Annotated in this window: 23 protein-coding genes; 5 read left to right on the top strand and 18 right to left on the bottom strand. The window is 63.3% G+C overall.

The window, feature by feature from the left end; translation table 11 throughout:
* Positions 1-11 precede the first annotated feature (11 nt).
* From VVT58_RS02860 to VVT58_RS02850, 3 genes are read right to left on the bottom strand one after another with little or no spacing between them, the layout of a single operon-like run.
* Positions 12-593: a sigma-70 family RNA polymerase sigma factor gene (locus VVT58_RS02860; protein ID WP_327751831.1), complete on the bottom strand. Its 582-nt coding sequence runs from the start codon at positions 591-593 to the stop codon at positions 12-14.
* The gene (locus VVT58_RS02855; RefSeq protein ID WP_066558527.1) at positions 590-1,030 is read right to left on the bottom strand and encodes a periplasmic heavy metal sensor; all 441 of its coding nucleotides are present in this window, start codon (positions 1,028-1,030) and stop codon (positions 590-592) included. Before VVT58_RS02855 ends, VVT58_RS02860 begins: the two co-directional genes overlap by 4 nt.
* A gap of 3 nt (positions 1,031-1,033) precedes the next feature.
* The gene (locus VVT58_RS02850; protein WP_327751829.1) at positions 1,034-1,300 is read right to left on the bottom strand and encodes a hypothetical protein; all 267 of its coding nucleotides are present in this window, start codon (positions 1,298-1,300) and stop codon (positions 1,034-1,036) included.
* 142 nt (positions 1,301-1,442) lie between these two features.
* Here VVT58_RS02850 and copC point away from each other — a divergent pair, with 142 nt between their 5' ends.
* Positions 1,443-1,835: a copper homeostasis periplasmic binding protein CopC gene (copC, locus tag VVT58_RS02845; protein WP_327751828.1), complete on the top strand. Its 393-nt coding sequence runs from the start codon at positions 1,443-1,445 to the stop codon at positions 1,833-1,835.
* Positions 1,836-1,840: 5 nt separating this feature from the next.
* The gene (gene copD, locus VVT58_RS02840; RefSeq protein WP_327751827.1) at positions 1,841-2,710 is read left to right on the top strand and encodes a copper homeostasis membrane protein CopD; all 870 of its coding nucleotides are present in this window, start codon (positions 1,841-1,843) and stop codon (positions 2,708-2,710) included.
* A gap of 118 nt (positions 2,711-2,828) precedes the next feature.
* Here the strand turns inward: copD and rpmE are convergent, their stop codons facing one another.
* The 12 genes from rpmE to rpsB all read right to left on the bottom strand — a co-directional run bounded on the left by rpmE (position 2,829) and on the right by rpsB (position 14,288).
* A complete protein-coding gene (gene rpmE / locus VVT58_RS02835; RefSeq protein WP_007687040.1) occupies positions 2,829-3,053 on the bottom strand; it encodes a 50S ribosomal protein L31 in 225 nt (74 codons plus the stop codon).
* A 122-nt stretch (positions 3,054-3,175) separates the two neighbouring features.
* Complete coding sequence (gene fabZ, locus VVT58_RS02830; protein WP_327751826.1) at positions 3,176-3,658, bottom strand: 3-hydroxyacyl-ACP dehydratase FabZ; 483 nt, start codon at positions 3,656-3,658, stop codon at positions 3,176-3,178.
* 7 nt (positions 3,659-3,665) lie between these two features.
* A complete protein-coding gene (locus VVT58_RS02825) occupies positions 3,666-4,322 on the bottom strand; it encodes an OmpH family outer membrane protein (protein WP_087573347.1) in 657 nt (218 codons plus the stop codon).
* Positions 4,322-6,988 carry an outer membrane protein assembly factor BamA gene (bamA, locus tag VVT58_RS02820; protein ID WP_327751825.1) on the bottom strand — a complete coding sequence of 889 codons (2,667 nt, stop codon included), beginning with the start codon at positions 6,986-6,988 and terminating at the stop codon, positions 4,322-4,324. The genes VVT58_RS02825 and bamA overlap by 1 nt, the downstream gene beginning before the upstream one ends.
* 113 nt (positions 6,989-7,101) lie before the next feature.
* Complete coding sequence (gene rseP, locus VVT58_RS02815) at positions 7,102-8,235, bottom strand: RIP metalloprotease RseP (RefSeq protein WP_327751824.1); 1,134 nt, start codon at positions 8,233-8,235, stop codon at positions 7,102-7,104.
* A complete protein-coding gene (locus VVT58_RS02810) occupies positions 8,232-9,389 on the bottom strand; it encodes a 1-deoxy-D-xylulose-5-phosphate reductoisomerase (RefSeq protein WP_327751823.1) in 1,158 nt (385 codons plus the stop codon). The genes rseP and VVT58_RS02810 overlap by 4 nt, the downstream gene beginning before the upstream one ends.
* Positions 9,386-10,168 carry a phosphatidate cytidylyltransferase gene (locus tag VVT58_RS02805; protein ID WP_327751822.1) on the bottom strand — a complete coding sequence of 261 codons (783 nt, stop codon included), beginning with the start codon at positions 10,166-10,168 and terminating at the stop codon, positions 9,386-9,388. The genes VVT58_RS02810 and VVT58_RS02805 overlap by 4 nt, the downstream gene beginning before the upstream one ends.
* A gap of 5 nt (positions 10,169-10,173) precedes the next feature.
* A complete protein-coding gene (locus VVT58_RS02800) occupies positions 10,174-10,953 on the bottom strand; it encodes an isoprenyl transferase (RefSeq protein ID WP_327751821.1) in 780 nt (259 codons plus the stop codon).
* 43 nt (positions 10,954-10,996) lie between these two features.
* Complete coding sequence (gene frr / locus VVT58_RS02795; protein WP_066558549.1) at positions 10,997-11,554, bottom strand: ribosome recycling factor; 558 nt, start codon at positions 11,552-11,554, stop codon at positions 10,997-10,999.
* 6 nt (positions 11,555-11,560) lie between these two features.
* On the bottom strand, positions 11,561-12,286 hold the full coding sequence (gene pyrH / locus VVT58_RS02790) for a UMP kinase (RefSeq protein WP_066561828.1): 726 nt from the start codon (positions 12,284-12,286) through the stop codon (positions 11,561-11,563).
* Between the two features lie 213 nt (positions 12,287-12,499).
* A complete protein-coding gene (tsf, locus tag VVT58_RS02785; RefSeq protein ID WP_327751820.1) occupies positions 12,500-13,429 on the bottom strand; it encodes a translation elongation factor Ts in 930 nt (309 codons plus the stop codon).
* Between the two features lie 100 nt (positions 13,430-13,529).
* Complete coding sequence (gene rpsB / locus VVT58_RS02780; protein ID WP_046764859.1) at positions 13,530-14,288, bottom strand: 30S ribosomal protein S2; 759 nt, start codon at positions 14,286-14,288, stop codon at positions 13,530-13,532.
* A gap of 248 nt (positions 14,289-14,536) precedes the next feature.
* On the opposite strand from rpsB, the gene VVT58_RS02775 reads away from it, so the two are divergent.
* A complete protein-coding gene (locus tag VVT58_RS02775; RefSeq protein ID WP_327751818.1) occupies positions 14,537-14,764 on the top strand; it encodes a hypothetical protein in 228 nt (75 codons plus the stop codon).
* A 3-nt stretch (positions 14,765-14,767) separates the two neighbouring features.
* Here the strand turns inward: VVT58_RS02775 and VVT58_RS02770 are convergent, their stop codons facing one another.
* The gene (locus tag VVT58_RS02770; RefSeq protein WP_327751817.1) at positions 14,768-15,544 is read right to left on the bottom strand and encodes a phosphatidylcholine/phosphatidylserine synthase; all 777 of its coding nucleotides are present in this window, start codon (positions 15,542-15,544) and stop codon (positions 14,768-14,770) included.
* Positions 15,544-16,278 (bottom strand): phosphatidylserine decarboxylase, encoded by a 735-nt coding sequence (locus VVT58_RS02765; protein WP_327751816.1) that lies wholly within the window; start codon positions 16,276-16,278, stop codon positions 15,544-15,546. The genes VVT58_RS02770 and VVT58_RS02765 overlap by 1 nt, the downstream gene beginning before the upstream one ends.
* Before the next feature lie 178 nt (positions 16,279-16,456).
* Between VVT58_RS02765 and VVT58_RS02760 the strand changes: the two genes are divergently transcribed.
* A complete protein-coding gene (locus tag VVT58_RS02760) occupies positions 16,457-17,677 on the top strand; it encodes an NADP-dependent isocitrate dehydrogenase (RefSeq protein ID WP_066558559.1) in 1,221 nt (406 codons plus the stop codon).
* Between the two features lie 101 nt (positions 17,678-17,778).
* Positions 17,779-19,392, top strand: a complete 1,614-nt coding sequence (locus VVT58_RS02755) for a GNAT family N-acetyltransferase (RefSeq protein ID WP_327751814.1) — start codon at positions 17,779-17,781, stop codon at positions 19,390-19,392.
* Between the two features lie 68 nt (positions 19,393-19,460).
* Here the strand turns inward: VVT58_RS02755 and VVT58_RS02750 are convergent, their stop codons facing one another.
* A complete protein-coding gene (locus tag VVT58_RS02750; protein WP_327751812.1) occupies positions 19,461-19,802 on the bottom strand; it encodes a hypothetical protein in 342 nt (113 codons plus the stop codon).
* Between the last annotated feature and the right edge of the window lie 331 nt (positions 19,803-20,133).

Raw genomic sequence — 20,133 nt, 5'->3', positions numbered from 1 at the left:
ACTGTTTCCCTCTATACGCGCCCCGCCGCGCCATCCCTCAACTGTTCGGCCAATTTGTTGCGCGCGCGATAGAGCCGGGTTTCCACGGCCTTCTCGCTGACCCCCAAAATCTGCGCCGCCTCCGCCTGACTTATGCCTTCGATCCCCCGCAATACCAGCACATCCTTGAGATTGCCCGGCAAAGCCGCAATCGCCGCATGGATCCGGGCCAGTTCCGCCTGAGACTGAACCGCCTCCTCCGGCGTCGGCGCAGCATCCGCCACGACTCCCGCTTCCTCGATCGGCCGGGCAAAGGTGAAGAAACGCCGCACCGCCCGCCGCCGCGCCCAGTCATGGCATTTGTTGATCGCGATCCGCGCTATCCACAGCCGGAAAGGCCGCGCCCCATCATAACGGGCCAGCGCGGCGAAGGCGGAAATGAATGTCTCCTGCGTGATGTCCAGCGCCTCGGTCGCATCCCCCGCATGGCCCCGCGCCAGCCGGAAAACGCCATCGCGATGCCGCCGCATCAGCTCGCCATAGGCGCTCTGCTGCCCGGCGAGCGCCAGCGCAGCCAGTTCGGCGTCGCCGCGTTCGGTGAGCGAATGGCTCACCGCGCGGGCTGGGTCAGAGCCTTGACGATGGCGGCGTCGAACTGCGCCGCCTGATCCGGCCGCAACACGGCGCGCATCGCGAAGATATGCTTCAGCGTCTCCTTTTGCAGCATCCCCATGACATGATGCGAACGGTCGACAGCCTCGCCCACCTTCGGCCCATAGCCATGCTCCGCCGCGATCGCCTGCGCCAACCGGGCGTTGTCGGCACGCATTTCCGCCTCCATCGCCTCCCGCCGCTTGGCAAAATTGGTCTCCAAAGCATGGATGCGGGCTTCCTGCGCGGCGTCGAGCTTCAGTTTCTGGTGGATAAGGGCGTGAACCTCGCTCTCTACCCGCGGTTCGGGCGCGATCCACACCCGCGCCACCAGCACCGCGGCCAGCGCCGCCGCAAAAGCGACCAGCGCGACCAGCCCATATCGCGCTGCTCCCTTCATGGCTTACTGCCCCAGCAAGCGCGAAGGCGCGTAATCGGACATGCCGATGATCACCGGCCGCGATGCCGCCTGCGCCGGACTGCCGGACACCACGCTGCCGACCCAGCCGATGCCGATCGCCACGATTCCCGCCAGCGCCAGGCTGCGCCGGGCCACGGCCCGTTCACGGCGAGAGGCGAGGCCCGCCATCACCGCCGCTTCCATCGTCTCCAGGCGCGGATCGGCCGGTAGGGCGCGAACATGGCCCAATAGCTGATCGAGGTCGCTCATCACTCACACTCCCATTGCTCACCCGGAGATACGCGCCGTATCGTCCAACCCCTCATGCAAAAATTTATGCACGCTAGTCGAGGGATCGGAAAGTTCGATGCGTAATATCCCTTAACCGCAACCCGTTTCGGAGATTAATTCCATGCGTCGCATCCTCTTCACCCGCCTCCTCTTCACCGGCGCCATCGCGCTTGCCGCCCTGCCTTCCGTGGCGATGGCGCATCCCAAGCTGCTTTCCTCCACCCCGGCGGCGGGCGCGACGGTCGCCAAGCCGACCAAGCTCACCCTCACCTTCTCCGAAAAGATGCTGGCTCCGCTGAGTGGCGTCGACCTCACCATGACCGGCATGCCGGGCATGGCCAACCACGCGCCGATGCCGATCAAGGGCTTCAAGACCGCGGTCGAGGGCGACGGCAAGACCATGACCGTCACCCTGCCCCGCGCCCTTCCGGCGGGCCATTATGACCTCGACTGGCACCTTGTCGGCGCAGACCAGCACAAGATCGCGGGCAAGGTCAGCTTCTCGGTCAAATAAGGACGATGGACGGGGTTCTCATCGCCGCCCGCTTCGCGCTCTACGCGGATCTCGCCGCGCTCGCCGGCCTGCCGCTCTTTTGGTGGAGCATGGGCGGAAGCGCACGGCGCGGGGTGATCGGCGCGCTGGCGTTGGGAGGGTTTGCGCTCTCCGCCCTGTGGCTGCTCGCCAGCGCGGCAGGCATGGCGGGAACCCCGCTCCTATCCCCCGACTGGAGCGTCGTGGAGATATTGCTCAAGGAAACGCCTGTCGGAACGGTTCTGGTGGTGCGGGCGGTGGCGCTGCTGTCGATCCTGCCGCTGCTGTTCCGGCGTGGCGGAGGATGGAACGCCGCCATCGCCCTGCCCGCCGCGATCGCCGCCGCGACGCTCGCCTGGTCGGGTCATGCCGCGGCCAGCGAAGGCCTCGCCGGAAGCGCCCATCGCGTCGCGGACGCGCTGCATGTGCTGGCCGCCGCCGGATGGTTCGGCGCCTTGCTGGCCTTGCTGGGCGGGGTTCTGGCCGGGCGGGAGATCGGGCAAACCGCCGCCATGCTGGAACGTTTCTCGCTGTTCGGCACGCTGTTCGTCGCCACGTTGATCGTGACTGGCGGGTTCAACGCCGTGATGATCGTGGGCCTCCCCAACCTGCCTGTCCTGCTGCACAGCCTCTACGGCTGGCTGCTACTCGCCAAGCTGGCGCTGTTCGGTGCCATGCTGCTGCTCGCCGCCGCCAATCGCTGGCGATTGACGCCCAAGCTGGAAGCGGCGCTTGAGGGCGGAAACACTGGCGCGGCGCTTAGCCATTTGCTGCTGTCGCTGCTGATGGAAACCAGCCTCGCCATCATCATCCTGGGACTGGTCGCGGCGCTCGGAACGCTCGATCCGCTGGCCTGAAATGCGCCTGGCTGGTTGAACGGCTGCAATCGGCCAAGTCGGCCATCCCATCCACCACAAACAAAAAAAGGGCGCCCCGAGAGGCGCCCTTTTGCTATCGTGCCCTTGAAGGCGCCGATTACTTCTTCAGCGTCAAACCGCCGAAACGCTTGTTGAAGCGCGCCACCTGGCCGCCCTGCTCAAGCTGGCGGGTACCGCCGGTCCAGGCCGGATGCGACTTGGGATCGATGTCGAGCGCCAGCGTGTCGCCTTCCTTGCCCCAGGTCGAGCGGGTGCGGAAGGTGGTGCCGTCGGTCATCTGGACGGTGATGAAGTGGTAATCGGGATGCGTATCGGCCTTCATGGGTCTGCTCCGTCTATGGGCCGGTTTCCGACCGGCCATGGATGCGAAAAATTGCGAAGGCGCGCGGTTACATGGCTTTCGCCGCGAAAGCAAGGGGGAGAAGCCTTCCGCCCCCTTCGCCGTCAATCCTTGGGCGGATCGGCGATCATCGCGACGAAATTGGCTTCGGCATGCAGCTTGCCGTCGATCATCGCCTTGCCGCTGAACTTGCAGACGGCGCCGCGCATCTGCACCACTTCGACATGCAGGTCGAGCAGGCAGCCCGGCTCCACCGGATTGCGGAACTTTACGCCGTCTATGCTCATGAAATAGACGAGCTTGCCCGAACCGGCGAGATTGAGCGACTGTACCGTCAGCACCCCCGCCGCCTGCGCCATCGCTTCCACGATCAACACGCCCGGCATGATGGGGCGGCCCGGGAAGTGCCCCTGGAAGAAGGGTTCGTTGATCGACACGGCCTTGATCGCGTGGATCGACCTGTTGGGCAGGATCGAAACCACGCGGTCGACCAGCAGCATCGGGTAACGGTGCGGCAGCGACGCCATGACCCCACGAATGTCGAGGGGACCGATGGCGTCGGAAACCGTATCAACCTGATCCGTCATCGAGCGATCAGCGCGACGTCGGCTGCTGCGACGGGTTGGCGGGCGCGGCGGCCGGGGCAGCGCCCTGGCCCTGACGGCCCGGCTGCCAGCCGGCCGGCGGGGTGATGCCGACGCTGGGCACCAGCGCGTTGAGCTGGGTCACGACCGACTGGGTGATGTCGACGGTCGGCTGATAGGACACGGTCGCGTCGGGCGACAGGATCAGGTCGACCTTCGCCTGGGTCATGGCAGCCTTGAGCGCGTCCGACAGCTTGGCCGAAATCTGTTCTTCGACATAGGCGTTGGCGAGCGCGATCGGCTGGCCCAAGCGCTGCAGTTCGGCCTGACCGTCCTGACCGGCCTTCTGATAGGCCTCATACTGGGTCTGGATCGCCGGGGTCGGCTTGTTGCCGGCCGCCTTCATCGCGGCTTCCAAGGCGGTGCCCTTGGCCTTCAGGTCCGCGTCGATGGCGTTCTTGCGCGCGGTGAAGCTGTCGATCTGCGCCTTGTAGGTGGTCTGGATCTGGGTGCGCGCGGTCGAATAGGCAGCGCTGGTGGCGACGGCGCGCTGCAGGTCGACGACGGCGATGCCGGTCTTCGACTGGGCAGCGGCCGGAACACTGGTCAGCGCCATGGCGGTCATAGGCGCCAGAACCAGCGCGGCAGCCTTGAAAATCGTCTTCATCAGAATTGAGTCCCTACGTTGAAGGTGATGAGTTTGGTGTCGTCCCCTGGTTCCTTGAGCAGAGCCTTGGCGATGTCGATGCGGAACGGGCCGAAGGGCGAGTTCCAGTTGACGCCAAAGCCGACGGACACGCGCGGTTTCAGCGTGTCGCCCAGATATTCTTCCTTAAAGCCGCTGCTAACGGTGTCATAGTTTGCGGGGCACAGGGGCGCCGCCACTGTTCCCGTTGCCTTGACCGTGGTCAGCGAAGAGTTCGTGCTCGATGAGCAATAGCCTGGGAAGCCGTTGTTGACGCCACCAGCCTCGCCAATCAATGCGGGATTTTTCAGGCCGCCAACGGCACCTGCATCAACGAACACAGACGGGCGCAGACCCATTTCACGGGCACCCGAGCCAAGTGGAATTTCGACCTCCGCACGCGCCATGTAATAGATGCGACCGCCGAGCGCGTCATCCGTCCGGTTGTTGGTGCCAGTCGTCTCCGTGCCGGTAAACGTGCCGTCGCTATTCGTCGTCGTGGTATAATAACGGCGTACCACACGCGGGCCGATGCCGCGGATGTCGAAGCCGCGAATCTGCGGTTCGCCCAGGAAGAAGCGATCAGTCAAACGAACCGGATCGACCAGCGCGCCCGTGGAATCCCGGCGATCGCCTTCAAGGCTGTGGATATAGCCGCCCTCTGCTGAGAGCGAGAAGATGAAGCCCTTGCCCAGCGGCCAATATTTCGAACCGTTAAGCCGCGTACGCGCATATTTGACGCTACCCCCAAGACCCGCAAAATCCTGGCTGAGTACGACGTTGTTGCCACGCGTAGGACGAATACGATTGTCCCGGGTATCGTAGATCAGGGAATAGCCGATGGAAGAGGTCGTCCGTTTACCGATGGCATCGCAAAGATAACGACCTGCCAGAATCGGGTCGCACTGCAACACGCCATTCGCATCGGCGGAATAATAAGTATCCTTGTCGAGCGTCACATCATCCAGATTGAGCGTGTAACGCAGCGCCAACGACATATATTCGGTGATCGGCACGCCCGCCCGCAACTGGAAGCCGGTGGTGGTCTGCTGATAGGTCGTGTCGCGGTCGTTATTGTTCAGATAGCGGAAGCTGTTGAGGTCGCGGCGATAGATGTCGCCGCCCAGCGCGATATTCTTGTCCATGAAATAGGGCTCGGTGAAGCCCACTTCCACCGACTTGCTGTATGCCGAATAATTGACGCTGGTGCGCAGTTCCTGACCCTTGCCGCGGAAGTTGCGCTGGGTGATCGAGGCCGAAACGATGAACCGCTCCAGCGAGGAGAAACCGGCCGACAGCGACAATTCGCCGGTCGATTTTTCCTGCACATTGGTTTCCAGCACGATGCGGTCGGGCGCGGAGCCGGGCTTTTGTTCGATATCCAGCTTTTCCTGGAAGAAGCCGAGCGAATTGATGCGGTCCTTGGACCGCTTGACGAGGAAGCTGTTGAACGCATCGCCCTCCGCCAGACGGAATTCGCGGCGCACCACCTTGTCCTGCGTCAGCGTATTGCCGTTGATGTCCACCCGCTCGACATAGACGCGCGGCGCATTGGCGATGCGGAAGTCGATCCCCATCGTCAGCGTGTCCTTGTCGCGGTTGAAGTCCGGCGACACATCGGCAAAGGCATAGCCGAACAGGCCTGCCGTCTCGCTCAGCGTGTCGACCGTGTCCTCGACCTGCTTGGCGTTGTACCAGTCGCCCTTCTTCATCGGCAGCATCTTGGTCAGCGAATCGCCCGACAGGTCGCGAATGTCGCTGTTCACCTTGACGGCACCGAATTTGTAGCGTTGCCCTTCCTCGACCACATAGGTGATGATGAAGTCCTGCTTGTCCGGGGTCAGTTCCGCCACCGCCGAGATCACGCGGAAGTCCGCATAGCCTTCGGTCAGGTAGAATTGGCGCAGCTTCTGCTGATCATAGGCCAGCCGATCCGGATCATAGCTGGTGCCCGAGGAGAAGATGCGGAACCAGCGCGACTGTTTCGTCACCATCTGGCTGCGCAGTTCGCCGTCCTTGAACTTCTCGTTGCCGATGATGTTGATCTGGCGGACCTTCGACTTGGGCCCTTCGGAGATTTCGAACACGATGTCGACGCGGTTCTGGTCGAGCTGCACCATCTTCGGTTCGACCGTGGCGGCGAAGCGGCCCTGGCGGCGGTACAGTTCGATGATGCGGGCAACGTCGGCGCGCACTTTGGAGCGCGTATAGATCTGGCGGGGAGCCAGTTTTATTTCAGGACGTATCTTGTCTTCCTTGAGGCGCTTATTACCTTCAAGGACGATGCGGTTGATGACCGGGTTTTCCTTCACCTCGACGGTCAAGGCGCCATTGTCGTTGCGGATCTGGACGTCGGCGAACAGCTCCGTCTCGTAAAGGTCGCGCAGCGCCTGGTCGAGCGATTCCTGGGTGAAGGTCTGACCGATGCGCAGCTTGGTGTAGGACAGCACCGTATCCGGCTCCAGGCGCTGCTGCCCGGTGACGGAAATGCTGCGGATCGTTCCGGCCGCAGGTGTTGCCGCCGGGACGGGCGCTGGGGCAGCCGACGGGGCGTTCTGGGCCGTCGCCGGAACCGCAGACATGCCCGCGATCATCGTCGTCGCCAACAGGGCCACGACGACCGGGCGCTGCCTGTTGCTGCTCATCATCGCTGTCACCCGCTCCACCTTCTACAAAAAAGCAACATGTCGTTTACGCCGGGCCATTTCCGTTCACATCCGGAAAAGACGGCGCCAAATCGCGTCCTCCTGCCCGATACGGCTCAGCCGATCAAGCCGGACAGACGATCCCAGAGACCGAAAGAGGATAAATCGTTGAATGTTACCAGCACCATCATCGCCAGCAGAACGGCAAGACCCGAGCGATAGGCCCATTCCTGCACCTGTGGGCTGACGGGCCGCCGCTGTATCGCCTCCACCCCGTAGAACAGCAGATGACCGCCATCCAGCATGGGGATTGGCAAGAGGTTGATGAACCCCAAATTAATCGAGATGAGGGCCATGAAGAAGACGAAGCTCTCAATTCCCAGCGTCGCCGCCTGCCCCGAAACCTCCGCGATCTTGAGCGGGCCGCCCAGTTCCTTGACCGACCGGCCGCCGCCGACGATCTGCCCCAATGTCTCGACCATGGTGCGGATGATCTGACCCGTCCGCTCGATCGCGACGACAGGCGCGCGGGCGAGACTGACCGGCTCGATCACAGGTTCGCCGGGCGCCAGCCCCAAGCGGCCGATGCGGAATTTATTGCCGAAACCGTCATCTTCCTGAACCGCGCCGACCTTGCCCTGCTTTTCGAACAGCTTGCCCTTGCGGTCGATCACGATGGTTACGGGTTCGCCCGGACGGATCTGCGCGAACAGGCGGATGTCGTCGAAGGTCGCCATTTCCCGCCCGTTGAGCGAGACGATGCGATCCCCCGCGAGGATGCCCGCCGCAGCGGCCGCGCTGCCCGGCTGCACCTGTCCGGCGACGGCGGGCGTACGGCTTTCGCCATGGACGAAGGCGAAGGTGGCGAGGATCAGGATGGCGAAGAGGAAATTGATCGCCGGTCCCGCCGCGACGATGGCCGCCCGCTGCCACAGCGGCTTGGCGGGAAAGCTCTGCGCCCGCTCAGCAGCGGGCATTTCCAGCCAGCGCGGATCGGTCTGGCTGGCGGCGTTCATGTCGCCCTTGAAGCGCACATAGCCGCCCAGGGGCAGCGCGCCGATACGCCAGCGGGTGCCGCGCTTGTCGACCCATGCCGCGATTTCCGGACCGAAGCCGATGGAAAACGCCTCCGCCTTCACCCCGCACCAGCGGCCCACCAGATAGTGGCCCAGCTCATGCACGAAGACGAGCGGTCCGATGACTGCGACAAAAGCGAATATGGTCAGCAGGAAACCGGGATTCTGGATCAAGCGGTCAATCTTTCCATCACTAGGCCCGCCATATTACGCGCCTGCGCATCCGCCGCCAGCACATCGTCGATCTGGCGGGGCACAGGCGCGCTATAGCGGTTCAGGACATCCTCTACAATCATGGCGATATCAAGGAAGCCGATGGCGCCTTTAAGGAAGGCCGCCACCGCGACCTCATTGGCCGCGTTCAATATGGCGGGGGCCGCGCCGCCCGCCTGCGCCGCCTGCCGCGTCAGGCGCAGCGCGGGGAAGCGCAGCTCATCGGGCGCCTCGAAATCCAGCCGCCCGATCCGCGTCAGGTCCAGCGGCTGGCAGGGCGTGGCGATCCGCTCCGGCCAGGCGAGCGCATGGGCGATCGGAATGCGCATGTCGGGCGACCCGAGTTGCGCCAGGGTGGAACGGTCGCGAAATTCGACCAGGGAGTGAATGACCGACTGCGGATGGACGAGTATCTCGATCCGGTCGAGCCCGACAGGAAAGAGATGCGCCGCCTCGATCAGTTCCAGCCCCTTGTTCATCATCGTGGCGCTGTCGACGCTGATCTTCGCGCCCATCGACCAATTGGGATGGGCGACCGCCTGCGCCGGGGTGATGCCGCGCATCTCATCCCGGCTGCGGGTGCGGAAGGGGCCGCCGCTGGCCGTCAGCGTGATTTTTGACACATCTTCCCAACGGCTTCCGGCAAGACATTGGAATATCGCATTATGTTCGCTGTCGACCGGGAGCAGCGTCGCGCCCGACGCCGCGACCGCGTCCATCATCAGCGCGCCCGCCGACACCAGCGATTCCTTGTTCGCCAGCGCCACCGTGCCGCCCGCCTTCAGCGCCGCCATGGTCGGGCGCAGGCCCGCGCAGCCGACGATCGCGGCCATGCTCCAGTCCGCGCCCGCTTGCGCGGCATCGACCAGCGCGCCCTCTCCCGCCGCCGCTTCCACACCGGAACCGCGCAGCGCATCCTTCAACGCCTCATAATGGGCGTCATGGCCGATGACGGCGAGTTTGGCATTGCTCTCCCGCGCAGCCGCGGCCAAGCCCGCGACGTCGCTATGCGCGGTCAGCGCGACGACCTGATAGGCGTCGGGGTCGCGCTGGACCAGATCCAGCGTCGACATGCCGACCGATCCGGTCGCGCCAAAGATCGAAATCGTCTTCATCGGGGCAGCACCAGCATCATATAGCAGATCGCCGCCAAAGGCGCCGCCGCGACCACGCCGTCCAGCCGGTCCATCACCCCGCCATGGCCGGGGAGCAGCGTGCCGCTATCCTTCACCCCTGCGCGGCGCTTCATCCAGCTTTCCAGCAGGTCGCCCAACTGTGCCGCCACCGCCAGCAGGCCGCTGGCCGCCGCAAGCTGCACCGGCAACCCGGCAAAACGATAGAGCAGGAACCCGACGAGCAGCGCCGCCAGCACGCCGCCGCCCAGGCCCGACCATGTCTTGGACGGGCTGATGCGCGGAGCCAGCTTTGGCCCGCCAATGGACCGGCCCGCGAAATAGGCGCCGATGTCGGTCGCCCAGACCAACGCCAGCGCCCAGAGGGTCAGCAGCAGGCCCGAAGGATTTGGCGGCATCTGAGCGCGGAGATACAGCAAGGCCATCACCGGCACGACGATATAGGGTACGCCCAGCGCCAGCTTCACCGACCGGCCGACCAGCGCGACGAAAAAAAAGGCCGCCGCCGTCAGCCCGAAGGCCAGCCAGGACACCCCTGCGGCGAGCGGACAGAGAATCGCCAGCGGCACCGATATGGCGAACATGGCGAGCTTGCGGTTTTCCGGCGTGGCGCCCGTCAGATCGCCCCACTCCCCCTGCATCAGCACGCCCGCCACGACCAGCAACAGCCAGAAGAGAAAACCGCCCGAAAACAGCGCGCCCAGCGCCACGAAGATGAGGATGGCGCCGACGATCGCGCGGGTCCGAAGCTCGCTCGACATGCGTGTCACAGCCCGCCGAAACGGCGGTCCCTCAAGCGGAAGGCATCCAGCGCGGCGGCCAAGGCCCGCCCGTCGAAATCCGGCCACAGCGTGTCGGTGAAATAAAGCTCCGCATAGGCGGCCTGCCACAGCATGAAATTGCTGAGCCGCTGCTCGCCCGAGGTGCGGATCATGAGGTCGAGCGGCGGCAGATCGGCGGTGTAGAGCGCGGCATCGACATCACCGATGCCGATCTCCTCCGCCGCGATCTCGCCAGCGGCCACGCGGCGCGCCAGGCTCTGCGCCATCCGCACCAGTTCGTCCTGCGCTCCATAATTGAGCGCAATGGCAATAATCGGGCCACAGTTCCCGGCTGTGCGCGCCACCGCGCTTTCGATCAGGTCGACCAGCGATGGATCGAGCGCCTGATAATTGCCGATGATCCGCAGCCGCACGCCATTGGCGTGGAATTCGTCCAGATCGGCCTGGATGAAATGCCGCAGCAGCCCCATCAGGTCCGCTACTTCACTCGCCGGGCGTTTCCAGTTTTCGGAGGAAAAGGCGTAGAGCGTCAGGCATTCCAGCCCCAGTTCCTGTGCCGCGCGGGCGACCCGGCGCACCGCCTCCACCCCGGCGCGATGGCCGGCGATGCGGGGCAGGAAGCGCTTCTTCGCCCAGCGGCCATTGCCGTCCATGATGATGGCGACGTGGCGAGGTCCGGGAGAGCCCGCGCGCATGCCATCGACGTGGCGCGCGCCATGGGCTGGCGCGCCGCTGGTCAGATCGGGTTTGGCTTGGCTGGCCATCAGATGGTCGATCGCGCCATGAGGAAGGGCGGAAGATCCCGGCTCACTGACCGAGAATTTCCTTCTCCTTGGCCGCCGTCACCGCATCGATGTCCGCGATCGTGCTATCGGTCAGCTTCTGGACCTCGGTTTCCAGGCGTTTGCGCTCGTCTTCGCTGATTTCGCCCTTCTTCTCGTCAGCCTTGAGGCTGTCCATGCCGTCGCGGCGGACATTGCGGACGGCGATGCGGGCGCCTTCGGCATATTTGCTGGCGAGCTTGGCCAGTTCCTTGCGGCGCTCCTCGGTCAGGTCCGGGATCGGCAGGCGCAGCGTCTGACCATCGACGATCGGGTTGAGGCCAAGACCCGCCGAGCGGATCGCCTTGTCGCAGGGGCCGACATTGGTCTTGTCCCACACCTGCACCGACAGCATGCGCGGTTCGGGCGCGGAAACGGTCGCCACCTGGTTGAGCGGCATATGCGCGCCATAAACTTCGACCGTCACGGGATCGAGCAACTGGATATTGGCGCGACCGGTGCGCAGACCGGCAAGATCGCCCTTCAGCGATTCGACGGCGCCGTGCATGCGGCGTTCAAGGTCGGCCTTGTCATATTGAGCCATATTATTTCAGCGCTCCTGATTTTGCACGATCGTCGCCACACCGTCACCGGCCAGCACCTTGGCCAGATTGCCGGTTTCGCGGATGTTGAACACGACGATGGGAATATTGTTTTCGCGGCAGAGCGCAATGGCGCTCGCATCCATGACCTTGAGATTATCGTTCAGCACGCGATCGAAGCTGATCTCTTCATAGCGCGCGGCGTCCGGTACATTTTTCGGATCGGCATTATAAATGCCATCGACGCTGGTGCCCTTGAACAGCGCGTCGCAATTCATTTCCGCCGCACGCAGCGCCGCGGTGGTGTCGGTGGTGAAATAGGGACTGCCGGTGCCCGCCGCGAAGATGACGATCCGGCCCTTCTCCATATGCCGCACCGCCTTGCGCCGGATATAGGGTTCGCAGACCGAGGCCATCGGAATGGCGGACTGGACGCGGGTGTCGTAGCCGATCTTTTCCAGCGCATTCTGCACCGCCAGCGCGTTCATGACGGTTGCAAGCATGCCCATATAGTCGGCGCTCGCCCGGTCGAAGCCCTTGGCCGCCCCGGCAAGACCCCGGAAGATATTGCCGCCGCCGACGACCACGCACAGTTCGAAACCGGCATCCTTGGCCGCCGCGATCTCCCGCGCGACGCGGTCGACGGTCTCCGGCTCGATGCCGAACTGCCCCTGCCCCATCAGCACTTCGCCCGAGAGTTTCAACAAGATGCGCTTGAAGGCGGGTCGGGTCATGCCGGGCAATATTCCATTCATAGTCAGGCCCATTTTACCGGGCAAGGAAATGGCGCGCACCTTAGGCAGTGCGCGCCATGATGTGAAGCAGGCTTTTGGATCGCCTCTCGCTTCCTTAGCGTCCCCTCCAGACTTGTCGAGCAGCCTCAGCTCTCAACGTCGCCCGGAGTGAACGGCCTGTCAGATCAGGCCCAGAAAATCAGGCCCAGAAAATCAAGCAACGCCAGCGGCAGCAGCCACTTCAGCGGCAAAGTCGCTCGTTTCCTTCTCAATGCCTTCACCAAGCTGGAAGCGGACATAGTTTTTCAGCGTGATCGACGCGCCGGCTTCCTTCGCCGCCTTGGCGACGACATCAGCGACCGGGGTCTTGTTGTCCATCACGAAAAGCTGACTGAGCAGCGCGTTTTCCTTGGCATATTTGGCGACCGCGCCGTCGACCATCTTGGCGACGATCTCAGCGGGCTTGCCCGATTCGGCAGCTTTTTCAGCGGCGATGGCGCGCTCACGCTCCAGCAGGGCCGGATCGATGTCGGCGGCCGACAGCGCCAGCGGGAAGGCCGCGGCGATGTGCATCGCGATCTGCTTGCCCAGCGGTTCCAGAACGTCAGCCGACGCATCGCCTTCCAGCGCGACCAGAACGCCGATCTTGCCCAGGCCCGGAGCAGCCGCATTGTGGACATAGGGCACGACCACGCCCTGGCTCACTTCGACCTGGCCGATCCGGCGCAGGGTCTGGTTTTCACCGATGGTGGCGATGTTCGCGACCAGCTTTTCCGAGATGGTGCCGCCAGCCGGGTGTGCCTGCGCGCCCAGCGCGTCGGCATCGGCCACGCCGCTGCTGAGCGCGACCTGCGCGGTGGTGCGGACGAAATCCTGGAACTGGTCGTTCTTGGCGACGAAGTCGGTTTCGCTGTTCACTTCGACGGCGACGCCCTTGGTCCCGGCGACGGCAACGCCGACCAGACCTTCAGCGGCGGTGCGGCTCGACTTCTTCTGCGCGGCGGCCAGACCCTTGGCGCGCAGCCAGTCGGTTGCGGCCTCGATGTCGCCATTGGCTTCGGTGAGCGCCTTCTTGCAATCCATCATGCCCGCGCCCGAACGGTCGCGCAGTTCCTTGACGGCGGCAGCGGTAATCTCGGCCATGTTTCGGCTCCTAAATGTTTCGGGTGGTTCAAATAAGCGCTAGGGCGCGATCCATCGGAGCGCGCCCTAGCCTGTCAATCTTGCAGTTCGAAGACCGCTATCAGGCCTGAGCGACGACCTCTTCGGCCTCGGGCTCATCCAGAGCGCCCAGATCGACGCCCGAAGCCTGCTGCGCACCACGGTTGCCCTTGGTGGCGGCGGCAGCGATGGCGTCGCAATAGAGGCGGATGGCGCGGCTGGCGTCGTCATTCGCCGGAACCGGGAAAGCGATGCCGTCGGGCGAGACGTTCGAATCGAGGATCGCAACGACCGGGATACCCAGCGTGTTGGCTTCCTTGATCGCCAGTTCTTCCTTGTTGGCGTCGATCACGAACATGACATCGGGGATGCCGTTCATGTCGCGAATGCCGCCCAGCGACAGTTCGAGCTTCTCGCGCTCGCGGGTCATCTGAAGGACTTCCTTCTTGGTGAAGCCGTGGGTGTCGCCCGACAGCTTCTCTTCCAGGGTCTTCAGACGCTTGATCGAACCGGAGATCGTCTTCCAGTTGGTGAGCATGCCGCCCAGCCAGCGATGGTTGACGAAATGCTGGCCCGACTTGCGCGCGGCTTCAGCGATCGGATCCTGCGCCTGGCGCTTGGTGCCGACGAACAGCACCTTGCCACCAGCGGCGACGGTCGCGGACACGAAGTCCAGCGCGCGGCCGAACAGCGGCACGGTCTGCGACAGGTCGAGAATGTGGATGCCGTTGCGCTCGCCGAAGATGTACGGCTTCATGCGCGGGTTCCAGCGGTGGGTCTGGTGGCCGAAATGGGCGCCAGCCTCGATCAATTGGTGCATGGTGACGACAGGGGCCGCCATAATAGTTCTCCTTCCGGTTACACCTCTGGGAATCAGGAACTGAGCGTCACGCCGCAGCACCGGATATGTCGATTCCCATGTGGAATGGGCGCGCCTTTAGCCCCGCAAGAAAGCCAATGCAAGGGGTTGACTCTCCATTCCGGATAGAACATAAAGAGAACATAGGGAACAAAAGGCGGATTTTCGCCGTTTGCTGGCCTATAGTGAACCAAGCCGTGCAAATGGCAAGACAGAAAAGTGAGCTGCTTATGTTCGCACTGATCGCAGCACTTGTTTTCATCGGATCGTTCCTGCTGGCGGCAGGCACCATCATCGGCATGTTCGCGCTTTATCATGACAAGATCGTCGCGGCGCTGACGTTCGAGCCGATCCCGCAGGAAGTGCCGGTCTATCGCTTGCGGATCAGCCGCCGCCGCGCCGCTCCTTCGATACGGCCGACAGCCCCCGCCTTCACGGCAGCCGCCTTGGCTGCCTGAGGATTACTGCGCCTCGCTCATCCGTTGGCGGCGCACCTTGGCATAGGACATCATGCCGAAGGGGATGAGCGCGAGGTAAAGGGCGCACAGGGCCAGCAGCGTCAGCCAGGGATCGGTGATCAGCAACGCAGCCAGCAGACCGGCAAGAGCAATCGCCTCCAGCCTGATCCGCTTGCGCAGGCGAAGCGCAGACCAGCTATAGGTCGCGATGTTGGAGATCATCAGGAAGGCTGTGAATGCCGCCCACGGCGCCACCACATACCATTCACGAAAGAGCGCCTCGCCCGTCACCAGCCAGAGATAGAGCGGCACGAAGGCCAGCCCTGCCCCAGCCGGGGCGGGAACGCCGGTGAGGAAGCCGGCCGATTTATGCGGCTGGACATCGGCATCGATATTGGCGTTGAAGCGCGCCAGCCGCAGCGCGCAGGACAGCGCATGGGCCAGCGCGAAGATCCAGCCGAATTTCGGCATGGCATGGAGAGACCAGAGATAAAGGACCAGCGCAGGCGCCACGCCGAAAGCGATGGAATCGGACAGCGAATCCAGTTCCGCGCCGAAACGGCTTTCGCCCCGCAACAGCCGGGCGATGCGGCCATCCAGTCCGTCCAGCACCCCGGCGATGAGGATGGAAAGCACCGCCCTCTCCCACTCGCCCGAAATGCCGTATCGCACGCCGGTCAGGCCGAAGCACAGCGCCATCGCCGTCACGGCATTGGGCGCCACCATCCGCAGGGTGATCCCCCGGCGCAGACCGCGCGGGATGGTTCGGCGCTGTCGCATTATTGTTGAATCCCGGAAATCACGCGCATGTCGCCCATCTGGCCAAGGATCGTCTCGCCCGCCACGGTGCGCTGCCCCAGCACCACGCGCGGCGCGGTTCCGGCGGGCAGATAGACGTCGACCCGGCTACCGAAGCGGATCAGGCCGATGCGCTGTCCGGCGGCGACCATGTCGCCAGGCTTCACGAACGGCACGATCCGCCGCGCCACAAGGCCCGCAATCTGCGTGAAACCGATGCGCACGCCGTCATGCCGCTCGACCAATATATGCTGACGCTCATTATCCTCGCTCGCCTTGTCAAGATCGGCGTTCAGGAACTTGCCCGAAATATAGACCACGGACTTCACCGTGCCGCCGATCGGCGTGCGGTTGATGTGCACGTCGAACACGCTCATGAAGATCGACACGCGGATCATCGGCTGATCGCCCAGCCCGTCCGGCCCCGCCATCTCGCGCGGAGGCGGCACGCGCTGGATCAGCGTCACCAGCCCATCGGCCGGGGCGACGATGGCGCGCTCGTCCTGCGGCACGGCGCGGACCGGATCGCGAAAGAAGGCCAGCACCCAGATCGTCACCATCACCATCAGCCAGCCGGGAATCTCCCAGCCGACCAGGAACAGCAGCGCCGTGATAGCCGCCGCGATCAGGCCGAATTTGACGCCTTCGGGATGCACCGAGGGAAATCGCCATTTCACATTGCCGCCCAGCGCGACGGTCAGTTCGTCATTTTCCATGGGCACCGTCTTTAGGCACAGTCACTTGCAGTGACAACGTCCGATACCGTCCCAGGACAATGAAATGATCCTGCCTCGCAAACGCCATTGCCCAATGCACTGGACAGTTGAACATTGCCGCCGCTTTCCCTAGGGCGTTTCGCAAATTCCACCCGAACGAAGAAGGCGAACAGGCGCTATGGCAAAGATCAAGGTGAAAAACCCCGTCGTGGAAATCGACGGCGACGAAATGACCCGGATCATCTGGGAATGGATCCGTGAGCGCCTGATCCTCCCCTATCTCGACATCGACCTGAAATATTACGATCTGGGCGTCGAGAAGCGCGACGAAACCAACGACCAGATCACCATCGATTCCGCCAACGCGATCAAGGAACATGGCGTCGGCGTGAAGTGCGCCACCATCACCCCCGACGAAGCCCGTGTCGAAGAGTTCGGCCTGAAGGAAATGTGGAAGTCGCCCAACGGCACCATCCGCAACATCCTGGGCGGCGTCGTGTTCCGCGAACCGATCGTCATCCGTAACGTCCCCCGCCTCGTGCCCGGCTGGACCGACCCGATCGTCATCGGCCGCCACGCCTTTGGCGACCAGTATCGCGCCACCGATTTCCTCGTCCCCGGCCCCGGCAAGCTGCGCATGGTGTGGGACGGCGAAAATGGCGAGAAGATCGAGAAGGACGTCTTCAACTTCCCGAGCTCCGGCGTCGCCATGGGCATGTACAATCTGGACGATTCGATCCGCGATTTCGCCCGCGCCAGCATGAACTATGCGCTCGGCCGCGGCTGGCCGCTCTATCTGTCGACCAAGAACACCATCCTCAAGGCCTATGACGGCCGCTTCAAGGATCTGTTCCAGGAAGTGTTCGACAAGGAATTCGCCGACCAGTTCAAGGCAGTGGGCGCCGTCTACGAACACCGCCTGATCGACGACATGGTCGCCTCCGCGCTCAAGTGGAGCGGCAAGTTCGTCTGGGCGTGCAAGAATTATGACGGCGACGTCCAGTCGGACACCGTCGCGCAGGGCTTCGGTTCGCTCGGCCTCATGACCTCCGTGCTGCTCTCGCCCGACGGCAAGACCGTCGAGGCCGAAGCCGCGCACGGCACCGTCACCCGCCACTATCGCCAGCATCAGCAGGGCAAGGCGACCTCGACCAACCCGATCGCGTCGATTTTCGCCTGGACCCAGGGCTTGGCCTATCGCGGCAAGTTCGACGAGACGCCGGAAGTCACCAAATTTGCCGAAACGCTGGAAAAGGTCTGCATCGAAACCGTCGAAAACGGCGCGATGACCAAGGATCTGGCCCTGCTGATCGGTCCGGAGCAGGCATGGATGACCACCGAGCAGTTCTTCGAGGCGATCCGCGTGAACCTCGAAACCGCCATGGGCCAGTGGAAATAATCTGGCGGAACTGATCCGCCTTTCCGCGGTTCAATACGGTAACGGAACGAGGCGGCGCCGCAGCACGGCGTCGCCTTTTCCATGAGGCCGGGAGATGCTTGATGACGACGACAGCCAAGAAACGACTGGAAGTTCGGGCTGCGGTTCCGGCGGACGTGCGCGGCATCCACCGGCTGATCGCCCGCGTCTATCCGGGCCTCCCCAATTATTCGCTGGCCACCCTGCGCGGCCAGATCAACAATTTCCCGACCGGCTGCTTCGTCGCGCTCTACGACAATAAGGTCGTGGGCTATTGCGCGACCATGCGCGTCAGCAAGGCGATGGCCTTTTCCCCGCATGATTGGGAGGAGATCACCGCCAACGGCTTCGGCACGCGGCACAGCGCGGCGGGCGAGTGGCTCTACGGCTATGAAATGGCCGTCGACCCCAAGCTGCGTGGCCTGCGCATCGGCCAGCGCCTCTATGACGAGCGCAAGGAACTGGCAGAGGAACTGGACCTGCACGGCATCGTCATCGCCGGCCGGATGCCCGGCTATGCCCGCGCGAAACGGCGCGTCCAAGGTCCGGCCGACTATTTCGACAAGGTCGTGCACGGCAAGATCCGCGATCAGGTGATCAGCTTCCAGCTCAAGAACCAGTTCGAACCGCTGGGCGTGCTGGAAAATTATCTGCCGGAGGACAAGCCGTCGGACGGCCATGCCGCCCATCTGGTCTGGCGCAATCCCTATGTCGACCCTGACGAAGCGCCCGAAATGCGGGTGCCGCGCGGCGTCGAAAGCGTCCGCCTCGCCACCTGCCAGTTGCAGGCCCGCGCCGTGAAGGATTTTGACGAGTTCATCCGCAACATCGAATATTTCGTCGACGTCGCGGCAGACTACCGCTCCGACTTCATCGTCTTCCCAGAACTGTTCACCCTGCCGCTGCTCTCCTACGAAACGAAGAAGCTCTCCCCTATCGAGGCGATCGACAAGCTGACCGGATACACCCCGCGCCTGACCAAAGAACTGGAGCGGATGGCGCTGGAATATAATATCAACATCATCGGCGGCTCCCATCCGACGCGCGCCGACGATGGCGACATTCAGAACATCGCCTATGTCGCCCTGCGCGACGGGTCGCTGCACACGCAGGAGAAGATCCACCCGACACCCAACGAAGCCTTTTGGTGGAACATCAAGGGTGGGGATTCGCTGGACGTGATCCAGACGGACTGCGGGCCGATCGGCGTGCTCATCTGCTATGACAGCGAATTTCCGGAACTGGCGCGGCGGCTGGTGGACCAGGGCGCGCGGATCATTTTCGTGCCCTTCTGCACCGACTCGCGCCTGGGCTATATGCGCGTGCGCTATTGCGCGCAGGCCCGGGCGATCGAGAACCAGTGCTATGTCGTCATGTCGGGCAATGTCGGCAATCTGCCCAATGTCGACAATATGGACATCCAATATGCCCAAAGCGCGATCCTGACGCCTTGCGACCTGCCCTTTGCGCGGGACGGGATAGCCGCGGAATCGACCGAGAATGTCGAGACGCTGACCATGGCGGACGTGAATCTGGCCGACCTGAGCTGGGCGCGGGCGGAAGGCACGGTGCGCAACCTGCGCGACCGGCGGTTCGACCTCTATCATATCGACTGGGACAGCAATCCCGACCACGCCCATGCGCCGAGCGGCGGGCCGGTGCCGGCAGGCGGGCATAATGCGCCGGGCGGCGGGTGATTATGGGTCGGACTTGGCTGGTTTGCGGACTGGCAGGTTTGGACGTACATTTTTAGGAATGCGGACATTCACCACGGCGAGGGAAGGTCTGGTCTCTGGCGCGTTCGAGTTTTCCAAACATTGATTGTTTCAACAGCAGCCGCCAACATGCCGTCAAGGTCTGCGATCGATCCCTTCCAACTTTGTTCTAGCTCGCGCTCGACATCATAGTTGGTATCGACGGCTCGCGCATGCACCTTTACGCGGCCCCATTTTGGCGGCGTGACACTAATCTGGAAACATTCAAATGGGGGATCGCCCGGAGTATAAAAGAACCTCGCCGGTCGATCCGCCCACTCGGTGAATAATTTCGTGCCGAGGATAGCGGCCCATTTGTCGATTACGGGATCGAGTTTCTCATAGTTTTGCATCGGCCTAATATACTCGCGCTCAACATGGTCCGCTATCAGGAACGACCGGAAACCCTTGGATGGCAATCTCTGGTCGTTTTCAGACCCTCCTTCCCATCATCCGGCCCTGAACCTGGAGGACTGGCTGAGGATCATGCGTGACCCAATGGCTACAGGATCCTCAAATAACATCCTATTTCTCCTACAGGCGCGATTGTGCCTGTCCTATTCCGCGCCAACGGGTCTATCCCGCATCCCTCTTTGAAACGTCCGAAAAATAGTCATCCCGCATACGCGCGCGCAGGCACGCGCGCGCATACACTGTGAACTTCGGCGTGAAATGGTCGAACGC

It is taken from the genome of Sphingobium sp. SJ10-10, assembly GCF_036038995.2.
Taxonomy (GTDB): Bacteria; Pseudomonadota; Alphaproteobacteria; order Sphingomonadales; family Sphingomonadaceae; genus Sphingobium.
Note: the sequence above shows the minus strand (reverse complement) of the source record. Positions and strands in the feature narration are given on the sequence as shown.

Bases quoted from the DNA above. Each gene is read 5' to 3' on its own strand.
- VVT58_RS02855 (WP_066558527.1), bottom strand. From the start codon at position 1,030: ATGAAGGGAGCAGCGCGATATGGGCTGGTCGCGCTGGTCGCTTTTGCG.
- VVT58_RS02850 (WP_327751829.1), bottom strand. From the start codon at position 1,300: ATGAGCGACCTCGATCAGCTATTGGGCCATGTTCGCGCCCTACCGGCC.
- copC (WP_327751828.1), top strand. From the start codon at position 1,443: ATGCGTCGCATCCTCTTCACCCGCCTCCTCTTCACCGGCGCCATCGCG.
- copD (WP_327751827.1), top strand. From the start codon at position 1,841: ATGGACGGGGTTCTCATCGCCGCCCGCTTCGCGCTCTACGCGGATCTC.
- rpmE (WP_007687040.1), bottom strand. From the start codon at position 3,053: ATGAAGGCCGATACGCATCCCGATTACCACTTCATCACCGTCCAGATG.
- fabZ (WP_327751826.1), bottom strand. From the start codon at position 3,658: ATGACGGATCAGGTTGATACGGTTTCCGACGCCATCGGTCCCCTCGAC.
- VVT58_RS02825 (WP_087573347.1), bottom strand. From the start codon at position 4,322: ATGAAGACGATTTTCAAGGCTGCCGCGCTGGTTCTGGCGCCTATGACC.
- bamA (WP_327751825.1), bottom strand. From the start codon at position 6,988: ATGATGAGCAGCAACAGGCAGCGCCCGGTCGTCGTGGCCCTGTTGGCG.
- VVT58_RS02810 (WP_327751823.1), bottom strand. From the start codon at position 9,389: ATGAAGACGATTTCGATCTTTGGCGCGACCGGATCGGTCGGCATGTCG.
- VVT58_RS02805 (WP_327751822.1), bottom strand. From the start codon at position 10,168: ATGTCGAGCGAGCTTCGGACCCGCGCGATCGTCGGCGCCATCCTCATC.
- VVT58_RS02800 (WP_327751821.1), bottom strand. From the start codon at position 10,953: ATGGCCAGCCAAGCCAAACCCGATCTGACCAGCGGCGCGCCAGCCCAT.
- frr (WP_066558549.1), bottom strand. From the start codon at position 11,554: ATGGCTCAATATGACAAGGCCGACCTTGAACGCCGCATGCACGGCGCC.
- pyrH (WP_066561828.1), bottom strand. From the start codon at position 12,286: ATGACCCGACCCGCCTTCAAGCGCATCTTGTTGAAACTCTCGGGCGAA.
- tsf (WP_327751820.1), bottom strand. From the start codon at position 13,429: ATGGCCGAGATTACCGCTGCCGCCGTCAAGGAACTGCGCGACCGTTCG.
- rpsB (WP_046764859.1), bottom strand. From the start codon at position 14,288: ATGGCGGCCCCTGTCGTCACCATGCACCAATTGATCGAGGCTGGCGCC.
- VVT58_RS02775 (WP_327751818.1), top strand. From the start codon at position 14,537: ATGTTCGCACTGATCGCAGCACTTGTTTTCATCGGATCGTTCCTGCTG.
- VVT58_RS02770 (WP_327751817.1), bottom strand. From the start codon at position 15,544: ATGCGACAGCGCCGAACCATCCCGCGCGGTCTGCGCCGGGGGATCACC.
- VVT58_RS02765 (WP_327751816.1), bottom strand. From the start codon at position 16,278: ATGGAAAATGACGAACTGACCGTCGCGCTGGGCGGCAATGTGAAATGG.
- VVT58_RS02760 (WP_066558559.1), top strand. From the start codon at position 16,457: ATGGCAAAGATCAAGGTGAAAAACCCCGTCGTGGAAATCGACGGCGAC.
- VVT58_RS02755 (WP_327751814.1), top strand. From the start codon at position 17,779: ATGACGACGACAGCCAAGAAACGACTGGAAGTTCGGGCTGCGGTTCCG.
- VVT58_RS02750 (WP_327751812.1), bottom strand. From the start codon at position 19,802: ATGCAAAACTATGAGAAACTCGATCCCGTAATCGACAAATGGGCCGCT.